At 54.7% G+C, this 20,116-nt stretch carries 16 protein-coding genes; 8 read left to right on the top strand and 8 right to left on the bottom strand.

The genetic code is table 11. The annotated features are described in order from the left end of the window. Positions 1 to 74 precede the first annotated feature (74 nt). Together IE065_RS06460 and IE065_RS06455 are read left to right on the top strand one after the other, a co-directional pair. Entirely contained in the window at positions 75 to 302 is a 228-nt protein-coding gene (locus IE065_RS06460; protein WP_189513083.1) for a hypothetical protein, read from the top strand. 20 nt (positions 303 to 322) lie between these two features. Further along, positions 323 to 712: a translation initiation factor gene (locus IE065_RS06455; protein WP_189513081.1), complete on the top strand. Its 390-nt coding sequence runs from the start codon at positions 323 to 325 to the stop codon at positions 710 to 712. A gap of 63 nt (positions 713 to 775) precedes the next feature. On the opposite strand, the gene IE065_RS06450 is transcribed toward IE065_RS06455, so the two are convergent. The 4 genes from IE065_RS06450 to IE065_RS06435 form a co-directional block, all read right to left on the bottom strand. Beyond that, entirely contained in the window at positions 776 to 1,372 is a 597-nt protein-coding gene (locus IE065_RS06450; RefSeq protein WP_189513078.1) for a hypothetical protein, read from the bottom strand. Between the two features lie 63 nt (positions 1,373 to 1,435). After that, positions 1,436 to 2,869, bottom strand: coding sequence for a glycosyltransferase family 4 protein (locus tag IE065_RS06445; protein WP_189513076.1), 1,434 nt, complete (start codon positions 2,867 to 2,869; stop codon positions 1,436 to 1,438). Positions 2,870 to 3,019: 150 nt separating this feature from the next. Then, positions 3,020 to 3,994, bottom strand: a complete 975-nt coding sequence (locus IE065_RS06440) for a glucosyl-3-phosphoglycerate synthase (protein WP_189513074.1) — start codon at positions 3,992 to 3,994, stop codon at positions 3,020 to 3,022. After that, positions 3,981 to 5,153, bottom strand: coding sequence for a M28 family peptidase (locus IE065_RS06435; protein ID WP_189513072.1), 1,173 nt, complete (start codon positions 5,151 to 5,153; stop codon positions 3,981 to 3,983). Before IE065_RS06435 ends, IE065_RS06440 begins: the two co-directional genes overlap by 14 nt. 101 nt (positions 5,154 to 5,254) lie before the next feature. Here IE065_RS06435 and IE065_RS06430 point away from each other — a divergent pair, with 101 nt between their 5' ends. The 5 genes from IE065_RS06430 (at position 5,255) to IE065_RS06410 (ending at position 10,459) form a co-directional block, all read left to right on the top strand. Next, positions 5,255 to 5,719, top strand: coding sequence for an ATP-dependent zinc protease family protein (locus tag IE065_RS06430; RefSeq protein WP_189513064.1), 465 nt, complete (start codon positions 5,255 to 5,257; stop codon positions 5,717 to 5,719). Between the two features lie 22 nt (positions 5,720 to 5,741). Beyond that, entirely contained in the window at positions 5,742 to 6,938 is a 1,197-nt protein-coding gene (locus IE065_RS06425; RefSeq protein WP_189513062.1) for a RimK family alpha-L-glutamate ligase, read from the top strand. Beyond that, on the top strand, positions 6,935 to 8,029 hold the full coding sequence (locus IE065_RS06420) for a succinylglutamate desuccinylase/aspartoacylase family protein (protein ID WP_189513060.1): 1,095 nt from the start codon (positions 6,935 to 6,937) through the stop codon (positions 8,027 to 8,029). The genes IE065_RS06425 and IE065_RS06420 overlap by 4 nt, the downstream gene beginning before the upstream one ends. 370 nt (positions 8,030 to 8,399) lie before the next feature. Beyond that, positions 8,400 to 9,740: an MFS transporter gene (locus IE065_RS06415; protein WP_189513058.1), complete on the top strand. Its 1,341-nt coding sequence runs from the start codon at positions 8,400 to 8,402 to the stop codon at positions 9,738 to 9,740. Between the two features lie 68 nt (positions 9,741 to 9,808). Further along, a complete protein-coding gene (locus tag IE065_RS06410) occupies positions 9,809 to 10,459 on the top strand; it encodes a response regulator (protein ID WP_189513056.1) in 651 nt (216 codons plus the stop codon). 68 nt (positions 10,460 to 10,527) lie between these two features. On the opposite strand, the gene IE065_RS06405 is transcribed toward IE065_RS06410, so the two are convergent. Beyond that, complete coding sequence (locus IE065_RS06405; RefSeq protein ID WP_189513054.1) at positions 10,528 to 10,842, bottom strand: gamma-butyrobetaine hydroxylase-like domain-containing protein; 315 nt, start codon at positions 10,840 to 10,842, stop codon at positions 10,528 to 10,530. An 83-nt stretch (positions 10,843 to 10,925) separates the two neighbouring features. Between IE065_RS06405 and IE065_RS06400 the strand changes: the two genes are divergently transcribed. Further along, the gene (locus IE065_RS06400; RefSeq protein WP_189513052.1) at positions 10,926 to 16,874 is read left to right on the top strand and encodes an alpha-2-macroglobulin family protein; all 5,949 of its coding nucleotides are present in this window, start codon (positions 10,926 to 10,928) and stop codon (positions 16,872 to 16,874) included. A gap of 12 nt (positions 16,875 to 16,886) precedes the next feature. Here the strand turns inward: IE065_RS06400 and ligA are convergent, their stop codons facing one another. The 3 genes from ligA to IE065_RS06385 all read right to left on the bottom strand — a co-directional run bounded on the left by ligA (position 16,887) and on the right by IE065_RS06385 (position 19,963). Beyond that, the gene (gene ligA, locus IE065_RS06395; RefSeq protein WP_189513050.1) at positions 16,887 to 18,896 is read right to left on the bottom strand and encodes an NAD-dependent DNA ligase LigA; all 2,010 of its coding nucleotides are present in this window, start codon (positions 18,894 to 18,896) and stop codon (positions 16,887 to 16,889) included. A gap of 76 nt (positions 18,897 to 18,972) precedes the next feature. Next, complete coding sequence (locus tag IE065_RS06390; protein ID WP_189513048.1) at positions 18,973 to 19,626, bottom strand: hypothetical protein; 654 nt, start codon at positions 19,624 to 19,626, stop codon at positions 18,973 to 18,975. Positions 19,627 to 19,708: 82 nt separating this feature from the next. After that, complete coding sequence (locus tag IE065_RS06385; RefSeq protein WP_189513046.1) at positions 19,709 to 19,963, bottom strand: hypothetical protein; 255 nt, start codon at positions 19,961 to 19,963, stop codon at positions 19,709 to 19,711. Positions 19,964 to 20,116 lie beyond the last annotated feature (153 nt).

The raw sequence follows: 20,116 nt of genomic DNA, 5'->3' as shown, positions 1-20,116 counted from the left end.
GCTTTTATTCGGTTTTAGAACACGAAGAAATAGACTTTTGACCAAATTGTCGCAAGCATAGAAGAACAAAAAGCATGAGCGAATTTGATACACTCCTTAAGCATCTTGAATCACTGGAATCCCGTAGCCGCCCCGTGGCTGACGTGATCCGCGACCTCGACGCCTACCACCAAGACCACGCCGCAGCCCTCCCCCCACGCCTCGCGCACTTCCTAGAGCGCCGCAGCTACGGCAAGGCCACGGCCTTCCTCCGCGGCGACGCCGAAAACATGCCTCCAGGCGGGTGTTCTTCAAAATCCTAGCTCATCCCCTTTTTTCTGAAATGTCCAAAAAACGTATTTCAACCGATGGCGGTGACGAGCTCGGCGCAAATCCCTTTGCCGCACTGAGTGGTGATAATCTACCCAACACCCCCAAGCAATCCGTGCCCAAGCCCCCCAAAAAACAAACAGCACCGAAAAAGCGGGGGCGCATAGACCTGCAACGACAGAAAGGCGGTCGCGGCGGCAAAATAGTCACCATGATTTCCGGCGAAGGCATGCTCCACACTGGCCCCCAAGAGCTGGACGCCATGCTGAAGCACTTCAAGACCCGTCTCGGCTGCGGTGGCAAGGTACAGGGCAAAACCGTGGAGCTTCAAGGCGATGTTCGCGACGCCGTCGAACCCGAGCTGATCCAGCGTGGCTACCGGGTCGTGCGTGTTGGAGGGTAAAGGTTACGCCGCTTAAATCGTTAACACAAGCCCCAGACCAGCAACGGATCACTAAAAGGACAGCTATTTGCCGATCTTGACCGCGCTTTGACCGCTACCACTTGTCGATTCGCCCGCAGTCGGAGCCTTCTTGCTTATCTGAATGCCCGCATCGACCTTTCCGATTTGCTCAGTGAGCGAGGTCACCTGAAGCACGCCATTGTTGATCACCAGCGTAAAGATAAGTGCCTTGCTCGCCTTAACGGGCAAGCCTTGGATACGGGCGTCCTCTTCAACATCAACAAACACCTTGGCGGATTGGCCGTCATCAGCCATCTGCGCTTTCACTCCCTTGAAGTCATAGCCGTAATACTCGGTGTTCGCAAAGGCTTCCTTTAAAAACGGCACATACTGCGGCAAGCGCATGCTTCGAGTGCCCGCGGGGCCTTCCACAACAGAGGAAATCATGGTCACGGTGATGTCGGGCGCCGCTGCCTGGATGATTACCGCGGGATCTCCCGACAGGTAGGCTGTGCGTCGCGCATTCAGAAAATCTACTACCACCTGCTTGTCGATGCTGTCCAACGCTTGCGCAGACAGCGAAGCCAACATCAGTGCGCTCAGGGAAAAGAAACGGAGAAAGTGATTCATCCCGTCAGCATCTACCAACCAGCCGCTCATGGCAAGCCACTTGCGCGAGCTACTCCCTGGCGACGAACAACCACCGACAAAACGCCTGAGGCGCTATGTGCGCAGCAAATTGAAACGTTTCGGGTCCAAAAACTGATCCAGAACGACCGAGTGCGAACCATGCCCCAATGGCTCCACGGGCGAAGCAGCGACCTTGCCATAGACAGCGGCCAAGTTTTCACCATAGCTCTTCAGACTGAAATTATCTGCGATCAACTGACGGTTGAGGGTCACACTTTCGCTGGCCGAATCGGTGCATAACTGAGCCGGGCGAATTTCTTCGCGAGAAGCAGGGTTGGTTGTCAGGCAGCGAATAACTTTTTCCTGTAACACCTCCGAAAGACGGCCAAATTCCACGTAATCACCTGCTGTCATGGAGGCTAATGCGATGTCCACCGCATGCTCTGGCAGCGTGCGGTTATAAGCGGTGTAATAATCTTCTAGCGCAGTGGCAAGCGTCTCTCGAACGAGGTCTTTGCCAACCCAAGACAACGGAACCATGAGTTCGTCATAAAGTGAATCGAGACGAACGCCGGTGTTGGTAAAGTCGCGCGTGATGTCTGGAAGATCGCGGCCCACCAGTGGCTTGCCGAACAGATAAGGCTCTAGAAAAGCCAAGCCAAAGCCCTCCGCAACACTGGTCGTCACGATCGCATCACTCGCAGACATCAGCTCGGAAAAGCTCAGCGATACCTGTTCACCGAGAGCGAATCGCATTGGCAACTCCAGTTCCTGTGCAAACTCCATCCAGCGTTCGTAAATCGGTAATGCGGTCGGATTGGCAGGCGTGAGCGTGGTTGCGAAAACAGTATCATTGTCCGCCAGTGCAGACCACAGCAGCATCTCGCCGAGGTTTTTGCGGCGAATGGCGCGCGTCGGGTAGAGAATCAACCGCCGACTTCCAAAGCCCTGCAGCGCAGCGCGTTCTTCAGCTAAGGCTGGCACCGCGACCGGATTGGGGAGCAGGTGCAAACTTTGCGATGAAAAGTTACTTTGCGACAGAAAGTTCAAGTCACGCGAATTCAGCAACCCATAGTGTACCTGCGAAGCCTGCGGATACATGGAGTCCAGATTGGGGATCAGCGTAGACATCGCCGCGTAGTTGGCCGGGCGCCCATCCTCAGCAAAGTCATGGATTTGCAGCAAGACCGGTGTTTCTGCGGCAAGCCGCTCGACGACTTGCGGCATGGCGGCGTTCTTACCCAAGCAATGATTGTGCACGTGCCAGACATCAGGATCACCACCCAAGGCGTCTCGTGCAGCCTTGCGAATGGAGAACCACAATGCGCCGGGATCGGCTTTTTCATTGGAATGCGTATAGCCCAAGCCCGGCACAACCACGGTTGGCAAACGGGTGTCGCCCGTGTAAGCTTCGCCTGACAAGGCCACGAAATTGACCCCTTTGCCCTCAAGCGAGGCAAAAGCGTTTTCCACGACTCGGGTCACCCCGCCGGGACGCAAATGATAATGGACAGTGGCAACTTTCATGGGACAGCAAGCACAGGCGTGTGTATTAGTTCTTGGTTATGAGTGCTTGATTCGCAAACATTAACGACATTGCGGCAGTTTTTTACGCAAGACTCACAGCCCAACTTTTTCTAGGCCAAGCACTCGACACCAAACACTAAGGAATACACCTTAATATCCCATTTTTTCGCGGTATTCCGGGATCTCGATCATCGGCGGACGTTCTTCTTCGACAATGTCGTAGCAGATTTGCTCGTAGGTTTGATCTTGGGCCTGGAACTGGCGAAGGATGTTGTGCATCTCGGGCAATGCGCCCTCCATCCCCATGCCCTGCATCCGGCCGAGGAAGCTTTGCAAAATGCCGAAGCTCATCTTGCCGAGAGACAGCGTTTCCTGGTTGCGATGGACGCGCTTGTCGAGGTCGGTCTGGCCAAAGGCTTCCATCCCCCACTCTTTATAGACGTCCATGATGTGTGAGGTTTCGACACCGTAGCCAATCGGAAACGGCAGACGCTCCAACACATGGCGCCGCACGGCGTATTCACCAGAGAGCGGCTGCATGAGCGCACTCAGTTCTGGGTAAAACAGCGAGAAAAGCGGACGCACCAGAATCTCCGTCACGCGGCCACCACCACTCGGGCGGACGCCTTGCGAGAAGGCCAGTGGCCGGTCGTAAAAAGCCTTCACGTAGCTCATTTCAGGCCGATAAAGCAACGGTGCAATGAGGCCATAGCAGAAACGCGGGTGGATGTTCTTAATGTCCGCGTCGACGTAGCATATGATGTCACCCTTGAGCTGGTGGATCGCCTTCCAAAGATTTTCTCCCTTGCCACGTTTATGGCCCTGTTCGGGCAAGATGTCCCCGGCAAAGTAGGTGTCTGCCCCAAAGGATGCGGCCACCTCCAACGTTTTATCCGTAGAGCCAGAGTCAATAACCGCGATCTCGTCAACCAGCGGGTAGCGTTCCATCAGCTCTGAGCGGAAGATAACGATCTCTTTGCCGATCGTAGCTTCCTCGTTGAGCGTGGGAATGCACAGTGAAATCGTTAGCCCGGTTTTCTCCTTTTGCTTGAGAAGCTCAAGTTGGTCGAAAAACTGGCTGTGGTGAAACGTGTTTCGTGTTATCCAATCTTCAATCGTTGGCATCGCAGAGTCCTCCGTCTATCGCTTGTAGCATGGTGATGAGTTGGGCGAGTCCAGTGAAAATGGGGTCGATCTCAATGGTTTCGTTGTAATCGTGGCGGTGATCGCCATTGGTAAGGCCAAGGACTAGCGACGGAATTCCGCGCCCAATCAGCGTGCTAAGTTCGCCGGTGGAAGGTGCGGTGTGGTCCTCGATATCGAGTTCCTTCAAAATGCGCCGCGCCGATTTAATGAGCGGGTGCTGAAAACTGATCGCCGTATTTTTGCGACGGCCCACAATGTTGAGCGCCACCTTTGCTCCGGGGATGGAATTGGCCTCCGCCACCACGGCCTCGATTTGCTCGAGGACTTCATTGACGACACCCGCGCCTTCGCTCCGGATTTCAAAACGCAAATGCGCATCGCGGGAGGGCGTGTTGAACGTGGTGCCCGCAATAACGGACCCTAGGATGACTTGCGTCACGGGGTCAGTCGGCAACGGAATTTCCAACATCTTGGTGAGCACGCGGTTGAGCACAGGAATTGCTCCGCCGCTGGCCAACCGCCCGGCATTGGCACCGCGCACTGTCACGCAGTCAATGGTGCCACGGGCCACCCCCAGCGAGCTGTAGCTCAGACGCCCGAGCGTGCCGCCTTCGCAGAGCAGCGCGGCGCGCATTGGGAGTTGGTTGTTTTCCAAAAAGAAGCGCATGCCCTCAATGTCCCCCTTGCCCATGCTGCGGACGCTGCCGAGCAGCACTAGATTGTCCTCAAGCTCGATACCCAACTGTGACAACAGCGTCGGCAAGCTTGCGACTGCCGCGCAACCCAGCGCATTGTCCATAATGCTGGGCCCAGTGATCGAGTTTGGGTTGACTTGCACAGCGTGGTCCGCCGTCTTGGCGAACGGCGTATCCAGGTGGGCAGCAACGAGGATGTTGCGTTTACCGGTTTTGCCGGGGTGGATGCCCACAGCATTGCCCAGCTCGTCCGTGGAAACATTCTGGCAACCAGCCTCGATCAGGCGGTCCATCATGAATCGTGCGCGTTCGGTTTCTTCAAACGTTGGCGCCGGAATTTCGCTGAACATCACTGCATTGGCCAGCAGGAGCTCGCGCTTGGCCGACAGGCTTTCGCGTAGATCCGGCAAGGCGGTGATAAGTTCATTAATAGATTCGGTCATATGTGGCAGCATCAACCTATCGGTAGACCCCGCCCGGGCACAATCGTTTTTTATCGCCCCAGCTAACAGTTGCCTGTTAAATCCATTTATCACTGCATTGCATGCCCGCTATTAATAAACGCAATCAACACCAGCCCGCGCTCATCGGTTGGAAGGAAACCATCGACCTACCCGATTGGGGCATCCGCAATCTCGTTGCCAAAGCTGACACCGGTGCCAAAAGCTCCGCCATCGACGTGCGGGGTATCGAGATGCTGCCAGAGGGTCGCGTACGTTTTGTCATCGCCGCTGATCGCAAAGACAAATCCCTCAAGCAAATCATTGAAGCCGACGTCGTCACCGAGTCCAAAGTTCGCTCCAGCAACGGCATCCTCCAGCAGCGCGTAAAAGTCTCCACCACCCTGCAAATTGGTCGCCATAAAAAGAAGGTGACATTTTCGCTCGTCGACCGGCGGAGCATGATTTGCCGCGCTATTTTAGGCCGTGAAGCCTTAGAGGGCGATTTCGTGGTGGACTCCGCTCAGAAATATCTCCACGGCAAACGTAGAAAACCACTTCTCGAATAATTCGCACCCAATCACTTTCCACATGGACCCGTTAAAAATCGCCATTATCTCCCGAGCGCCTCGCTGCTATAGTACCAAGCGACTCCGGGAGGCGTGCGCCCAGCGCGGCCACAAACCCATGGTGCTCGACCCGCTCAAGTTCGGCATCTACGTCGAGTCCAAAAACCCGACGCTCACCTACCGTTCCAAACGACTCAGCCACTACGACGCCGTCATCCCGCGCATCGGCACATCAATCACCTTCTACGGCGCGGCCGTTGTCCGTCAATTTGAGCAGATGGGCATCTGGAGTGCGAACCCGTCACAATCAATCATCATTTCGCGCGATAAACTCCGCTCTTTGCAGGTGCTCAGTCGTTATGATCTTGGCATTGCAGCGTCGGCTTTTGTGCGTGACCGCAAAGACGTGCTCCCCGCAATCGACCGCGTGGGTGGCGCGCCAGTTATCGTCAAACTACTGGAAGGCACCCAGGGCGTCGGGGTTATTTTGGCCGACACAATCAAGATGGCCGAGGCGATCATTGAAACGCTTCAGTCGAAGTCCCTCAACGTGCTCATCCAGAAGTTCGTGGCCGAAAGCCGCGGCAAAGACATCCGTGCGTTTGTGGTGGGTGACCGAGTCGTCGCCGCCATGCGTCGCAAAGCAGTGGGCACTGAGTTCCGTAGTAACGTCCACCGCGGCGGCGAAACCGAAGTCGTCAAGCTAACTGAGGAATACGAACGCACCGCCGTCCGCGCCGCGCAAATCCTTGGCCTCCGCGTAGCGGGTGTCGACATGCTGGAGGGTGCTGAAGGCCCCGTGATTATGGAGGTAAATTCCTCGCCCGGTCTCGAAGGCATTGAGACCGTTACCGGCATCGACGTAGCAGGCGCGATTGTGGATTACCTCGTTGAAAATCTTCGCTTTGACGACCTCGACTTGCGGCACCGCCTCAGCCTTGCCCGTGGTTTCCAAGTGGCCGAGTTCACCGTCGGCCCCGAATCCAATCTTGCCGGTTGCAATATCGGCGAAAGCGGTCTGCGCGAACGTGATGTCATTGTGATGAGCATCAACCGCGCCGGGCAAATTCTAGCCGCCCCCAAGGGGCAAGACATGATTCAGCAGGGAGACATCCTCCTGTGCTATGGCCGCAAAAACACCCTCCGTGACTTCCTTCCCATTCGCAAAATGCCTGAGAAGAAGAAAGCTAAAAAGAAAAAGACACCACCGACCGCATGACGACCCCGCGCAAACGCAGCCGCAAAGTAAAACCCATCCGCCTGGGTGACGAAACCATCCAACCCGGCGAAGCCAAAGACGTTCGACTAAAAATCTCCGAGACCTACACCGGAGATGAAATTGCTCTGCCAGTCCGTGTCATTCATTCGGCCAAACCCGGGCCTAAGGTCTTCATCTCCGCCGCCATCCATGGTGATGAAATTAACGGCACGGGCATTGTCCACGATTTGCTCTACGATGTGCCGATGGCCATTGAATGCGGCACGCTGTTTTTGATCCCCGTCGTCAACGTGTTCGGCTTTGAAACACACGAGCGCTACTTGCCTGACCGCCGCGACCTCAACCGATCTTTTCCGGGCAACGAATCCGGCAGCTTGGCCTCACGCGTTGCCGCCATTTTCATGCGGGAAATTGTCTCCCAGTGCGACTACGGGCTCGACCTCCATTCCGCCGCTTTTCAACGAACGAATTTCCCCAATGTCCGCGCCGACCTTAGCAACCCCGACACGCGCAAGCTCGCCTTGGCCTTCGGTTGCTCGTTGATCGTCGATGGCCGTGGCCCGGAGGGTTCCCTCCGCCGTGAGGCATGCAAAATCGGTTGCCCGACCATCATCCTTGAAGCCGGCGAACCTTGGAAAATCGAACGTGGCATTCTTGAGCTCGGCGTGCGTGGCATCCGCAACACGCTCATTAAGCTGGGTATGCTCTCCGGCGAGCCGATCACACCCGCCTACCAAATTCGCGTCAAGAAAACCACTTGGGTGCGCGCCGAAGTCGGCGGCATTCTGCGTTATCATATCGGGGCTGGTGACTGGGTCGAAGCCGGTCAACCCATTGCCACAAATTACACGATCCTCGGCCACGCGCAACACACGCTCGTCAGCCCAGCAGACGGCATTATCTTGAGCTTGGCCACACTACCCGCCGTCAAGCCTGGCGAACCGATTGTCCACATTGCCATACCCACACGCAGCATCCCCGGCATGCGGAAAAGCAATCAGCAAAACCAAGGTCTCGCTGGCCGCGTCCGCCGCGACCTCGCCACCAACATTGCCAAGGTAGAAATCCCCGCCGAAACACAGCCGGACTAAGGCGCTCCTGCCCCCTCTTAACAGTTGCTACCTTTTTTGTGTGACGTGGCTAAAATGCCTCCCTCTTGCCCCCTGAAACGACACGAGCTAGAGCCAATAAATCGTGCTCACTATTAATTATTAATCCTCACTCGTATCGCTTCACGTCGAAGGCATCAAAACGGGCAAAAAAATTGCCCAACCAAGCCAATGGAGCCAACCCAACCAACTGAGCCAGCGGAGCCATTGCCAACGTGAAGGGGTCATGATAAAATCTTGGGCAACAACCCAATATTATCTTCACCCCTTTTCCTAATGAAAAATTACCCCGCTCAAAAAATCCACACCCCTTGGTTGCGAAATCCTTCGGATCGCTCCATAACATTCCCCCATGGCCAGCACTGGCGTCCTTTCGATTCCCAATATCCGTTGGTTCATTTCGTTCCGGGTGTTTTTCAACGCCCGGTTTTATTACCCGGTGTTCACCATTTTATTTTTGGACATTGGGCTAACGCTCAAAGATTTCTTCCTCCTCAATGTACTTTGGGCCGCGTCGATCGTGTTGCTCGAAGTGCCTTCCGGTGCCTTTGCCGATACGTTCGGGCGACGGAACCTCGTGAGGCTGGCGGGGCTGTGCATGGTGGTCGAGTTGGCGATCATCGCCTTTGTGCCACTGGATCATTATTGGCTGCTGCTAATGGCTTTTGCAGTGAACCGGATCATCAGTGGAGCGGCAGAAGCCTTTGCCAGCGGAGCAGACGAAGCCCTCGCCTACGACTCCCTCAAAGCCCTAGGCCGCGAAAAGGAATGGCCCAGTGTACTCGACCTGCTAATGCGTATTCAGTCGGCAGGCTTTCTGGCCGGAATGTTGATCGGGGCCGCCGTTTACGACCACACCTTTGTCAACCACGCCCTTCAGTTAGTTGGCCTGCCTGGCGAGCTGACCGCCGAAACCACACTTCGCTTCCCGCTTTACCTGACGCTGGCAACGTCGCTCATCACACTATTCAGTGCATGGCAATTGGTCGAGCCACCAGTCGAAAGCAGTGTGGACAATGCCCCCCCCTCCCCCCGAGCGGCATTCAAACTAGTCGGCCTAACCGGCAAATGGATTTTAACAACACAGATCGTGCTCGTGTTGATCGTGGCCTCGGTCTGCTTCGACAGCCTCGTTCGCGTCGGGTTAACGATCAACAGCGAGTATTACCGAATGATTGGGCTCCCCGAAGCGGCATTGGGTATCATGGGAGCAATTGGTGGCTTGATGGGACTCTTTATTCCAATTCTTGCTCGGCGATTAGTGGAGCGAAAAAGCGCGCTGACGAACTTCAGCCTATTGGCGATAATCATCCTGATCAGCATGATTGGGCAGGCGCTGCTCATTCCGTGGTGGGGTGTTATCCCCGCAATGGGCATCGGCGTAGCGATGTTCTTACTCAACTTTTTCATGAGTCATTATCTGAATGCAGCGGTGACCGACTCTCGCCGACGAGCAACAGTGCTAAGCTTTCGGAGCTTGGCCAACAACGTTGCTTACGGTCTAGCGGGCCTCGCCTTCTTTGCACTGACGAGTGGTCTGCAAACCGACTCTGTGGATGGCACTTTGACAGCAATGGAAAAAGCCGAGCAGGGCGATTGGGTTTTTGCGCAACTTCTACATACATTTCCCATGCTATTTCTAGTGTCTGTTATCGCACTTTCTTGGTTCGCTCATACCCGACTGCGACGCTAGTCTGTGTAGTGCTTAATATTTATGATTTTCATTTGCAAAACCCTACAAGCAACTTACAAATTATTGACATGAAGCGCGTGTATGTAGTCGAGGACCAAACTATCCTGCGTGATCTCATTATCCGACTGCTTGAATCCTACCCGGATATTGAGATCGTGGGCTCCACCGGAGACGGTCAGCTCGCAGTGGATGAGATCACTAAAACGATGCCCGACATTCTGGTGCTCGACATCATGCTCCCCAACCTGAACGGCATTGAATTGCTTCGTCAGGTTCGCAAGGGAGATCATAAACCGCGTGTCTTGGTCTTCTCCGCCTTCCCCAGCAAAAGCACCGTTAAAAAATTGCTCGAAGCTGGCATTGATGGATTTGTCGAAAAAGACGCCAACTTGTCTGACCTCGAAATCGCGGTGGAAAAAATCGTTGCCGGGCAAACGCATTTCGGCCTCCGCATTGTGGACATCATGCGCGAAATCATGGTTAACCCCAATCAGAGCGACTCACTGGAAGAACTGACCCCGCGCGAGCGACAGATCCTCCAGCTAATCGCCGAAAGCTGCACGAGTAAAGAAATCGCCGCCAAACTCGACATCTCCGTGAAAACCGCCGACACCCATCGCGCCAATCTCATGAAGAAGCTGGATGTGCACGACGTTGCCGGCCTCACCCGCCAAGCAATCGCCTTCGGCCTCATCAACCAGCCGCAGAATTTGGATTAAGCAATTAAAGTTAAGGTTAGGCGACTGCACCAAAATGCATTGGCCGGACCCCTTAACTTTTTAAAACGCTACTCTCCCCGTTTGGGGTCGCCGAGCATGCGGAGGTATTCCCAGGAATAGATTCCCGAGCCATGGCCATCGCTGAAGTCGAAACGGACAGCGTAATTGCCTTGGTAATCCCAGCCCTCGACCTTGACGCCGGGGAACTCACGCGGGCCATTGCCCCCGTATTGATTACCAAAGATATCCTTCTCGCCCAAGTTTTCCGCACTCGGGCTGTGAGCGCGCAGGAACTCGCCTGAGAAATAATCCTCACGGCCGTCAGCCCAGCGAACCGCCAATTCGGTGCCAATAAGTTGCAGATCTTCGGGTGGTGTTTGCATAAAGGGTGATATCTAAAAGGAAAAGAAACTTTACCGCTCAAATTGATGTCGAAGCGGAAAAGAAAATCAATATGCTTCCCATTATGCTTCGTTGTCCATTCCCAAGAGTCTTCGGATTTATCATTCTCCTCGCGGCGCTCAACCTCTCCGCACAGACACCCGCCTCCCCCCCCCCCCCTGCCGACCTCATTCAAGCCGACAAAAATTACGCTGATCATAATTACCGGGCCGCCGCCGAGCTTTATGCGAAATTACTAGCTCAGGACTCGCTCCCCCTCCCCCTCAACCGCGACCAGTTAGTGTTCCGCCTCGCAGATTCCACTTGGCGTAACTTGGCCGCCACCCAGCAATCGGACCACCAGATACTCATCCCCCCCCGCGAACAGCTCACCCAGCTTGCCACCAAACTACGCAAAGAAGCAAAGGGCACCCGCCCCCCCCAGCTCTGGGCCGACATTCAGGAATCCCTCGGCGATTCATTTTGGCTTCCAGAGCAGTTCCGCGATTGGGGCCAAGCTTGGAACCACTATCAACAGGCATTGAATTGGTGGGCCGGCTCAACCAATCTCGACCTTGCCCGCGAACATTATCTAGACATTGTTTTCCGCGCCGCCCGCCCCCCCAATGTCAATAATTACTGGCGCTACGGTGATTACTACGGCAACTGGATTCCCGAAAACATCCTCCAAAACGCGGTCGATATCGCGATCAAGCCCGACCAGCAGGCGCACGCGAATTACTTGCTCGCTGTCAGCCTAGCTCGGCAATACGGCGAAAAAAGCATCAAGGCAGGCGAATCCTTTCAAGCCGCACTCATCGCCGGAAACAAAACCGAGTGGGCCGACGACGCTCTTTTTAGTTACGCCCAATGGGCCGCCCGTTTCGGTGCCAGCGAGTGGAATCAGAATGGACAATTTGTCGCCAAACCCGACTTCGCCCTCGCGCTCCGGCTCTACCAGCAGTTTCTCGAAAATTACCAAAAAGGCGACTCCCGTTACTGGAATCAGGTAAAGAATCAGGTGGAAAGCATTACCAAGAAATCGATCAACGTAATCATTACCAACAGTTACCTACCGGGCTCAATCGTCCAGTTTCAACTCCAATGGCGGAACATGGATCAAGTCGCCATCAGCCTGTATTCGATTGATCTTGAACAGGCCTTTAAACCGGAGCGCACTGACAATTACGCCACTCCATACAGCCAATTCCACTATGACCTGACAGGTAAAACCCCAATCCTCCGCCTAACTCGGGAGTCTGACGACCAAGCCTACGCTTGGCAAAACTCCTCCATCCAAATTGAGGAAGGCCTTAATGCGGGTGCCTATGTGATCGAAGCCACGGGGCTTGGTGAATCAGCTCAAGGTCTGTTACTCATCACCGAGCAGATGGTCACCGTCCTGCGCGACAGCGAAACCATCCTTGCCTGGGTCAACAGCGCCCATACTGGCCAACCAACCAGCGAAGCTTCGGTCACGGTCTGGATCGGTAACCAACATTACGAAAAAAACCAGCATTTCACTGAGTGGCATAGCGCCCAGAAAACATCAGCCGAAGACGGTATTGCTCGCTTTACGGCGAAAGACTTTAGCGGCCTCACCAAAAGTTTTTACGACTATGAACAACTGGTCGCCATCACTCAAAAAGATAGCCAGCCTGCCATCACCACCAGTCGCAATTATGGCTATAATTTTAGCCAATATGAAGCAGGCAACCAGAACGCCTGGAAGGTCTACGCTTACACCGACCGCCCCGCCTACCGCCCCAACGACATCATCCACTGGAAAGCCACCGCGCGGATTCGCGATGCCCTGACCAACTGGCGCGTTCCGAATGACCAGACCATCTACTATAAAGTGTCTGGACCTCAAGGCGACCAAGTAGCCGAAGGAACCATGCCCCTCAACGAATATGGCAGCATCTGGGGCGAATTCACCGCTGGTGACGATTGGAAGCTCGGTATGTATTCTGTCGAGTTTCGACGCGATTCCTCCAAGGGCAGTTACATCGGCAATGCAGAACTCTTCCGCCTCGAAGAATACAAGCTTCCCGAATACAAAGTCGCCGTCAGCGCCGCCAGCAAAGACGGTGATACCGCCACCGCCTATCGCCTCGGAGACGAAGTTCAGGTAGAGATTGTCGCTGACTATTATTTTGGCGGTGCCGTTACTAATGCCGAGATCGAGATCGTCGTCCGCGAAAGCCCGTACTACCATCGCTGGAGTCCCCCCTCTTCCTATCCCTGGCTCCGCAATGATCACAACACACGCTACCGCGGTTACAACCCAGGCAGCGTCGTGATGAACGAAACGCTCAAAACTGATGCCGAAGGACGCGCTCGGTTTGCATTGCCCACAAAGGCCTCGTCACCCTATGACCTAGAGTACACGATAGAAGCTCGGGTTACTGATGAGTCCCGCCGTGAAGTTTCCGGACAGGCAAAAATTCGCGCTACCCGTGCGCCGTACTTCGTCTATCTCAATCCCGAACGCACGCTTTACCGCCCCGGCGAAACTGCGAGCGTCACCGTCCAATCGCTCAACGCCAATGACGACCCAGTGTCCATCGAAGGCCAGATTCGCCTGACACGCGAAGAATGGATGCAGGTCTGGCGTGGCCCTGATGGTGAAGAAATTTCCGGTCAGGAATTTGAACGCCGCATCAAAAAGGGCCCTAGCCTCTTTTCCAGTGCACTGGACCCAACGCAATGGACCAAAATACGCGAAGGCTACGACATTGAAGAAATCAAAACCACCGTCCTCCACACTGGCGAAGACGGCAAGGCGACCTTTAGTTTCCCAGTACAGAAAACCGGCTACTACCGCGTCTATTGGGTTAGCCGACCTGAACGCACCACTCCTATTCGGGTCGACACCGCCGTCTGGGTCGCCGACTCCTCATCGCAAAGTATCGGCTTCCACGGCGATTTAAAAATCGTCGCCGACGAGCAATCTTTCCGCGAGGGCTCAACTGCTCCCGTCATGGTGACGACGCCAGATCCAGGCCGCTGGGTGCTCTTTTCAGTTCAAGGTGCAGGCTTGATCGACACCAAAGTCATCTACCTAGAAGGTAACGTCAAACTGCTCCAATACAATGTAAGCGACCAATGGATTCCAAATATCTGGCTGCAAGCCAATGCCAACTACGACCTACGACCGCATCAGGACCGCATGGCCATTGTCGTGCCGCCCGACAAGCATTTCCTCGATGTCAGCGTTGTCACCAATGCGGAAAACTATCAACCGAAGGATAAGGCCACTGCGTTGATTACCACACGCGACGTTAACGGACGCCCAGTCGCGGTCGAAGTCGCGCTGTCGATCTTTGACGAATCCGTACTCTACATCCAACCCACAATCGCACCAGACCCACGCGAGTTTTTCTACGGAGAACTGCGGTCCGATGCTGTCCAGACGCTAACGTCCCAGAGCCAGCAAGGCCTCACCGAAATCAAGCCCATCAAAACGGCTGAACTAGGGCAGGATAGCGGAAACCGTTACAGCAGGAAAGAGGGCATGGAAAATGATTTGGAAATCGGAAGTAGCCTAATTGGTAGCACTGGTGGCTTTACTGATCCCTTTTCCGCTCCCGCCGCTGCCTCCGGGCCAATGGCAGAGGGAGCACTTGCTAATCGCAGTAGTTTTGCCAAGTCGCTCGACAGTTCTATGGTATCAGCGGATGACGCTGGAGCGCCGCCCGCAGAACCCTCCGTCGTTGTTCGCAATGACTTCCGCGCCACCGTTTTATGGAAGCCCGCCATTCAAACTGACACCAACGGCCAAGCCAGCGTCGAATTTGAATTCCCGGATAACTTGACCACGTGGGAGCTCGAAGCGCACGCAGTTGGCCTCCCCGCCAGCTTTGGCCAAGGCAAGAGTCAGGCCAAGACCCGCCTGCCTCTCATTGCACGCCTACAAACACCCCGCTTCCTGGTGACTGGCGACACGCTTACCATTACTGGCGTCCTAAATAATAATACCGACGGCGACATGGCCGTAAAAGCCGAGCTTGTGATCACCGGCGGCATCTCATTAACGGACTCTGCAACGCAAAGCATCGATGTGCCCGCACATGGATCGACCCAAGTCAACTGGCCGGTATCAGTCAAAAAACCTGGCCCTGCCAAGATGACGCTGACTACTCGCTCTCCAACACACAGCGACGCCATGGAACTCACGATCCCTGTCTTCGAACACGGCATCGACAAATTCCTCGCACTGTCCGGCAAGATGACCACCGACAACCTCAAGCTGAAATTCGACGTCCCTAAGTTCAAACCCGAGGGTGCCACGCTGACCCTGCATCTATCACCAAGCATCGCCACCACGATGCTCGACGCCCTGCCTTATCTCGCACAGTATCCTTATGGCTGCACCGAGCAAACGATGAGCCGTTTTTTGCCAGCCGTCATTGTGTCGAAAACACTTAAGGATTTGGGCGTCCCAGCAGACGTGATCAAGAAGCAAAGCTTTGGCGGAATCGAAGCCAGCACACCAAAGAAAATCATTCAGAAAGTGAAACCTCGCCAAGAGGGCGGCATCAGCGAGCTCAATGAAATGGTTGCCGCCGGCCTGACGCGATTGACCGACTTCCAGCATAGCGACGGTGGCTGGGGCTGGTGGAAGCAAGGAAACAGCGACCCCTATATGTCCGCCTATGTCGTGTGGGGCCTCACCCTCGCGCAGCAAGCCGGTCGCAAGATTGACGATAAAATGTTGGAGCGTGGCCGCGCCTATCTAAGCTCGCATCTTGTGGACTTCGAAGAACGCTTCGACATGCAAGCTTGGTTACTCCATGCACTCGCCGCCGCTGACCGTGGTCAGGACTCACCTAAGCCCGATAAACACGAGGCCAAGGCCTTTGCGAATCTTTGGAAAAACCGTGATCAGCTCAGCGCATTCACTCGTGCGCTCACAGCGTTGTCAGCCCAATGGCTGGGCTTCAAAGACGAAGCTCGCATCCTCGCTGAAAACCTCGCCAACGGCGTCAAGCTCGACCAGAATCCGCAAGGCTCAATCCTTTTACCAGCAAATGCCACTGCAAGCTCTGCGGCGCAAAGTGACGCAACTATCCTGCCAACCGCACATTGGGGGGAGGATGGCGTTTACTGGCGTTGGTCTCGCGGCAATGTTGAATCCACCGCTTTTGTCCTGATGGCTTTGGTCGAGATCACTCCTGACAGTGAGCTCATTGAGCCCACGATGAACTGGCTTGTAAAAAACCGCCGTGGCGCTCAGTGGAGCAACACGCGAGACACCGCGATCGTCGTCCTTGCGCTCAATGCCTGGCTTCGCAAAAGCGGCGAACTGAAAGCCAGCGGGCAATACACGGCCATGCTCAATGGGAAAAACGTGGGGGAGATCACTATCGCACAAGAAACAGTGCTTACAGCGCCCCGCGTTCTTAACCTGCCTATTAATCAACTTAAGGTCGGTGAAAACTCAATTACTCTGCAACGCAAAGCGGGCAGTTCCCCTTTGTATTTTTCAACGCGCTTTAATTTCTTTTCGCTCGAAGACCCCATCGCTGCGGCCGGAAACGAACTCTTTGTTCGTCGCAAATACGAGCGCACCTATCCAGTCAAGACCTTGCTCGAAGGCTATGATTCGCGCTCAGACCCATTGTTAAACGGTGGCCATACCAACTCCGGCGACCGAATCGAAGCGATCCTCACCCTTGAGGCGAAAAATAATCTGGAATACCTACTGATCGAGGATCTGAAACCTGCGGGCTTCGAAGCGGTTGCCCTGCAGAGCGGCGCGGCGCTTTACGCTAAGGAACTCAGACCCGGCGCGCTTGATCAGGTCGACCGTTACACAGGCCGCACTCAATGGGTTTACCAAGAACTGCGCGACCGTCAGATTGCCAGCTTCATTGACAAGCTCCCACAAGGCTTGTGGGAAATTCGCTACGAACTGCGAGCCGAGACACCCGGTCAGTTCAGCGCCCTGCCAGCCATAGCCGAAGCGATGTATGTGCCGGAAGTCCGTGGCAACAGCGCGGAACTAAAGATAATCGTTGAGGATAAATAAAAGCTTACAGCATCAATCGCCTATCAATTCACGAAAGGCCGCTTCGTCCAGGATATGGACGCCAAGCTTTTCGGCTTTGGTCAGTTTGCTGCCAGCCGCATCTCCGGCCAAAACATAATCTGTCTTCTTGCTGACCGAGCCACTCGTCTTGCCACCCGCTTGCTCGATCATCGCCGTGGCCTCTTCACGGCTAAGGTTCGGCAAGGAGCCCGTCAATACAACAGTCTTGCCGACAAAAGCGCCTTCGCTATTAACGTGCGGTTTTTGCTCTGCTGACAACAGCGTCACGTTGACCCCGGCTTCTCGCAAACGGAGGATCAGTGCGCGGTTAGCATCGTCCACAAAAAAGCTGCAAATCGACTGTGCCATAATGCCGCCAATACCGTCGACTGCCTCCAACGTCGCTTCATCAGCCTCCATCAGCGCATCAAGTGAACCAAAATGCTGGGCTAGGTCTTTCGCGCTTTGTTTACCGACATGCGGGATGCCCAGCGCGTGCAGCAATCGCCAGAATTCCGCCTTTTTACTTTGCTCGATGGCATTGACTAGATTGCTAGCCGAACGCTCGCCAAAGCGCTCTAGCTCAAGAAGCTGCGACTCGGTCAATCCGTAAAGGTCGGCAGGGTCATTCACCAAGCCCGCCGTCACCAGTTGGTCGACCACTGACTCGCCCAAGTTCTCAATGTCCAAACACTGCTTTGAAGAGTAGTGCTTTAATCGACGGCGCTGCTGAATCGGATCGTCCTGATCGGTCAGCCGCCAAGCAACCTGGCCGGGCACACGCTCTGCCTGAATATCTAACTTGGTTAGTAACTCCCTGAAGTCAAAGGGTTGGCTGTCGGCTGGACGCTTGGCCAGCACCACACTCAGAACTTGGGGAATAATCTCACCCGCCTTCTGAACGACTACGGTATCACCAGGGCGAATGTCCTTCCGCTTAATCTCGTCTTCGTTGTGCAAGGTCGCACGAGAGACCGTGCTTCCCGCTAACAATACCGGCGTCAGATGCGCCACAGGAGTCACAACACCCGTCCGCCCAATCTGCACATCGATTTTCTCAAGCAAGGTCTCGGCCTGTTCGGACTCGAACTTGTAAGCGATCGCCCAGCGTGGTGCCTTACTAGTCATACCAACCTCACTTTGCATTGCAAAGCTATTAAGTTTCACGACAGCGCCATCGGTTCCATACGCGAAATCGTGGCGCAATTCGTCCAGCTCTTCAATCGCCGCCCACACCTCGTCGATGCTGTGCACACACCAGTATTTTTCGATGGTCGGCAAATTCCATTTGCGCACGGCCTCGTGCAAATCGCTTTGCGCGGTGAAACGATTCGGCTGACAAAAACCCACGCCGTAGAGGACAATCTCCAACCGTCGACCGGCAACGCCGTTGAGTTGTTTGATCGTCCCAGCAGTCAAGTTACGTGGGTTGGCGAACATCGGCAGGCCGCTTTCTTCGCGCTCGGTGTTGATACGCAAAAACTCCTCTGCCGTCATGTAAATTTCGCCGCGAATTTCGATTAGTTCCGGGGCGTCGTTAAGCTCTCGAGGCAGGCTCGGGACGCCTTCGAGTAAGTTGCGCGTAATGTCATCACCTTCGGCACCATTACCGCGTGTGATCGCCTGGGTAAGCTTGCCGTTTTTGTAGGTCACGCTAACGGCAACTCCGTCAATCTTTGGCTCCACCACGTATTCCAGATCCGTCCCTTCATCGAACTGCTTAAGCAAACGAGCATGGAAGGCACGCAGTTCATCCTCGCTGTAAGTATTATCGAGCGAGAGCATCGGCTGCCGGTGTTTAATTTTGCGAAAACCCTCCGTCCGGTCATCGCCCACTGTCTTGGTGGGGGACGGCTCCGCCTGAGCGTCCGCAAAGAACTCCAACTGAGCCAATTTCTCTTTCAAGACGTCGTATTCACGATCCGAAATTTCCGGTGTCGCCTGCCGATAATACAATTCGTCGTGATGGCGAATAGCTGCTCGCAGGTCTAAAAGGTGTTGGTCAGGAGTTGGATTACTCATTGGAAAAATAGTATGGGTTGTTCAAGTCCGTATCACAATCAGCCATCGGAATTTTGCTTTTGCAACCAAAACCAACTCAGCCACGATGCCGCTCGGCGGACCACTTTTGAAAGACTGCCTCTTCGGCAATAAAAACGTCCGGCTCATGCACTGGACGCAGCAAGCTCGGTGTTTCGACTAGGTGAGCACAGTTCCGCCAATCAGGCGACCATTCGACAGCATGACTAGGTGCCGATTGCCAGGTTTTACGCTGCCGTAAGTAGACAAGCGGCTCTTGGAGATCGTTCAGCACCACGTCATCAACCGCCATCACGGTATCCTCGCCAGCCAAAAGCAGGTTCCAGCGGCCATGACGGAACTCAGAAATCAAGTTCGGCGGTGGCGAACCATTTTCTGCACCGTAGGCAGCGGCGGCAAAGTGCAGGCTGCCAAAAGACCAAACCGGCACCCTGGCCCAAGTCGGGAAGGCACGCCAAGTGCGGATTGCCATCGCCGACAGACGGACACCCAAGATGGACCCCGGACCTTCGCAATGGACGAATCCGCCGACATCCGCCAGTCCAAGTTTTGCATCGTAAAACAACTGCTCGACACCGGAAAAAATGCTCTCCAGCGCTGGCCTCTCAGGCGTCGCACAGGCAAGCCACCCCCCCCCCTTCCACAATCCCACGAAGACGCGTGGCGAAGCAGCATCGATCAATAGAAGTGGCTTATTAGGCAAGTTGGGCATGGCTCGCTAATACTCACGGAAAGTCGCAAAGTCGCAAAGATTTTTTTCAACGCTAGCCTACAGCCCTCAAGAGTGAGCACCATTATTCAACTTCACGCCAATTGGCCTTGAGCAAGCGTGCAATATCGCCCTCAGCAAGAATCGTCCACAGCTCAAGTGCTATGTCAAAATCGCCCTTCAACTCGCGCAATGGCTCCTTCGTCGCATCAGCCTCTAGTTGCAGTAAACCACTGGAAAAAACTGCGAGCGTCCATCCGGTTTCCAAATGAGTCAGCCAAACGTCGGGAGCCGAGTCATCAGCATCATCATCAGCCAATGAGCGCAAAATCGCCCGCATTCGTATAGGTGTCGGATTCAGCTCAGTCAGGCCGTCTCTGTCAGTGGTATGGTGGATAGAAGGTTAAAGTTTTGAGGTTAAAGGTTAAAATATGGGCATTATATCTCTTCGAGGCATCGTAAAAATTTCCGACTGTGACTATTCGCAAAATCT

Origin of the sequence: Cerasicoccus arenae, from assembly GCF_014651635.1 — a bacterium.
Taxonomy (GTDB): Bacteria; Verrucomicrobiota; Verrucomicrobiia; order Opitutales; family Cerasicoccaceae; genus Cerasicoccus; species Cerasicoccus arenae.
This window is presented reverse-complemented; position numbering and strand designations above follow the sequence as displayed.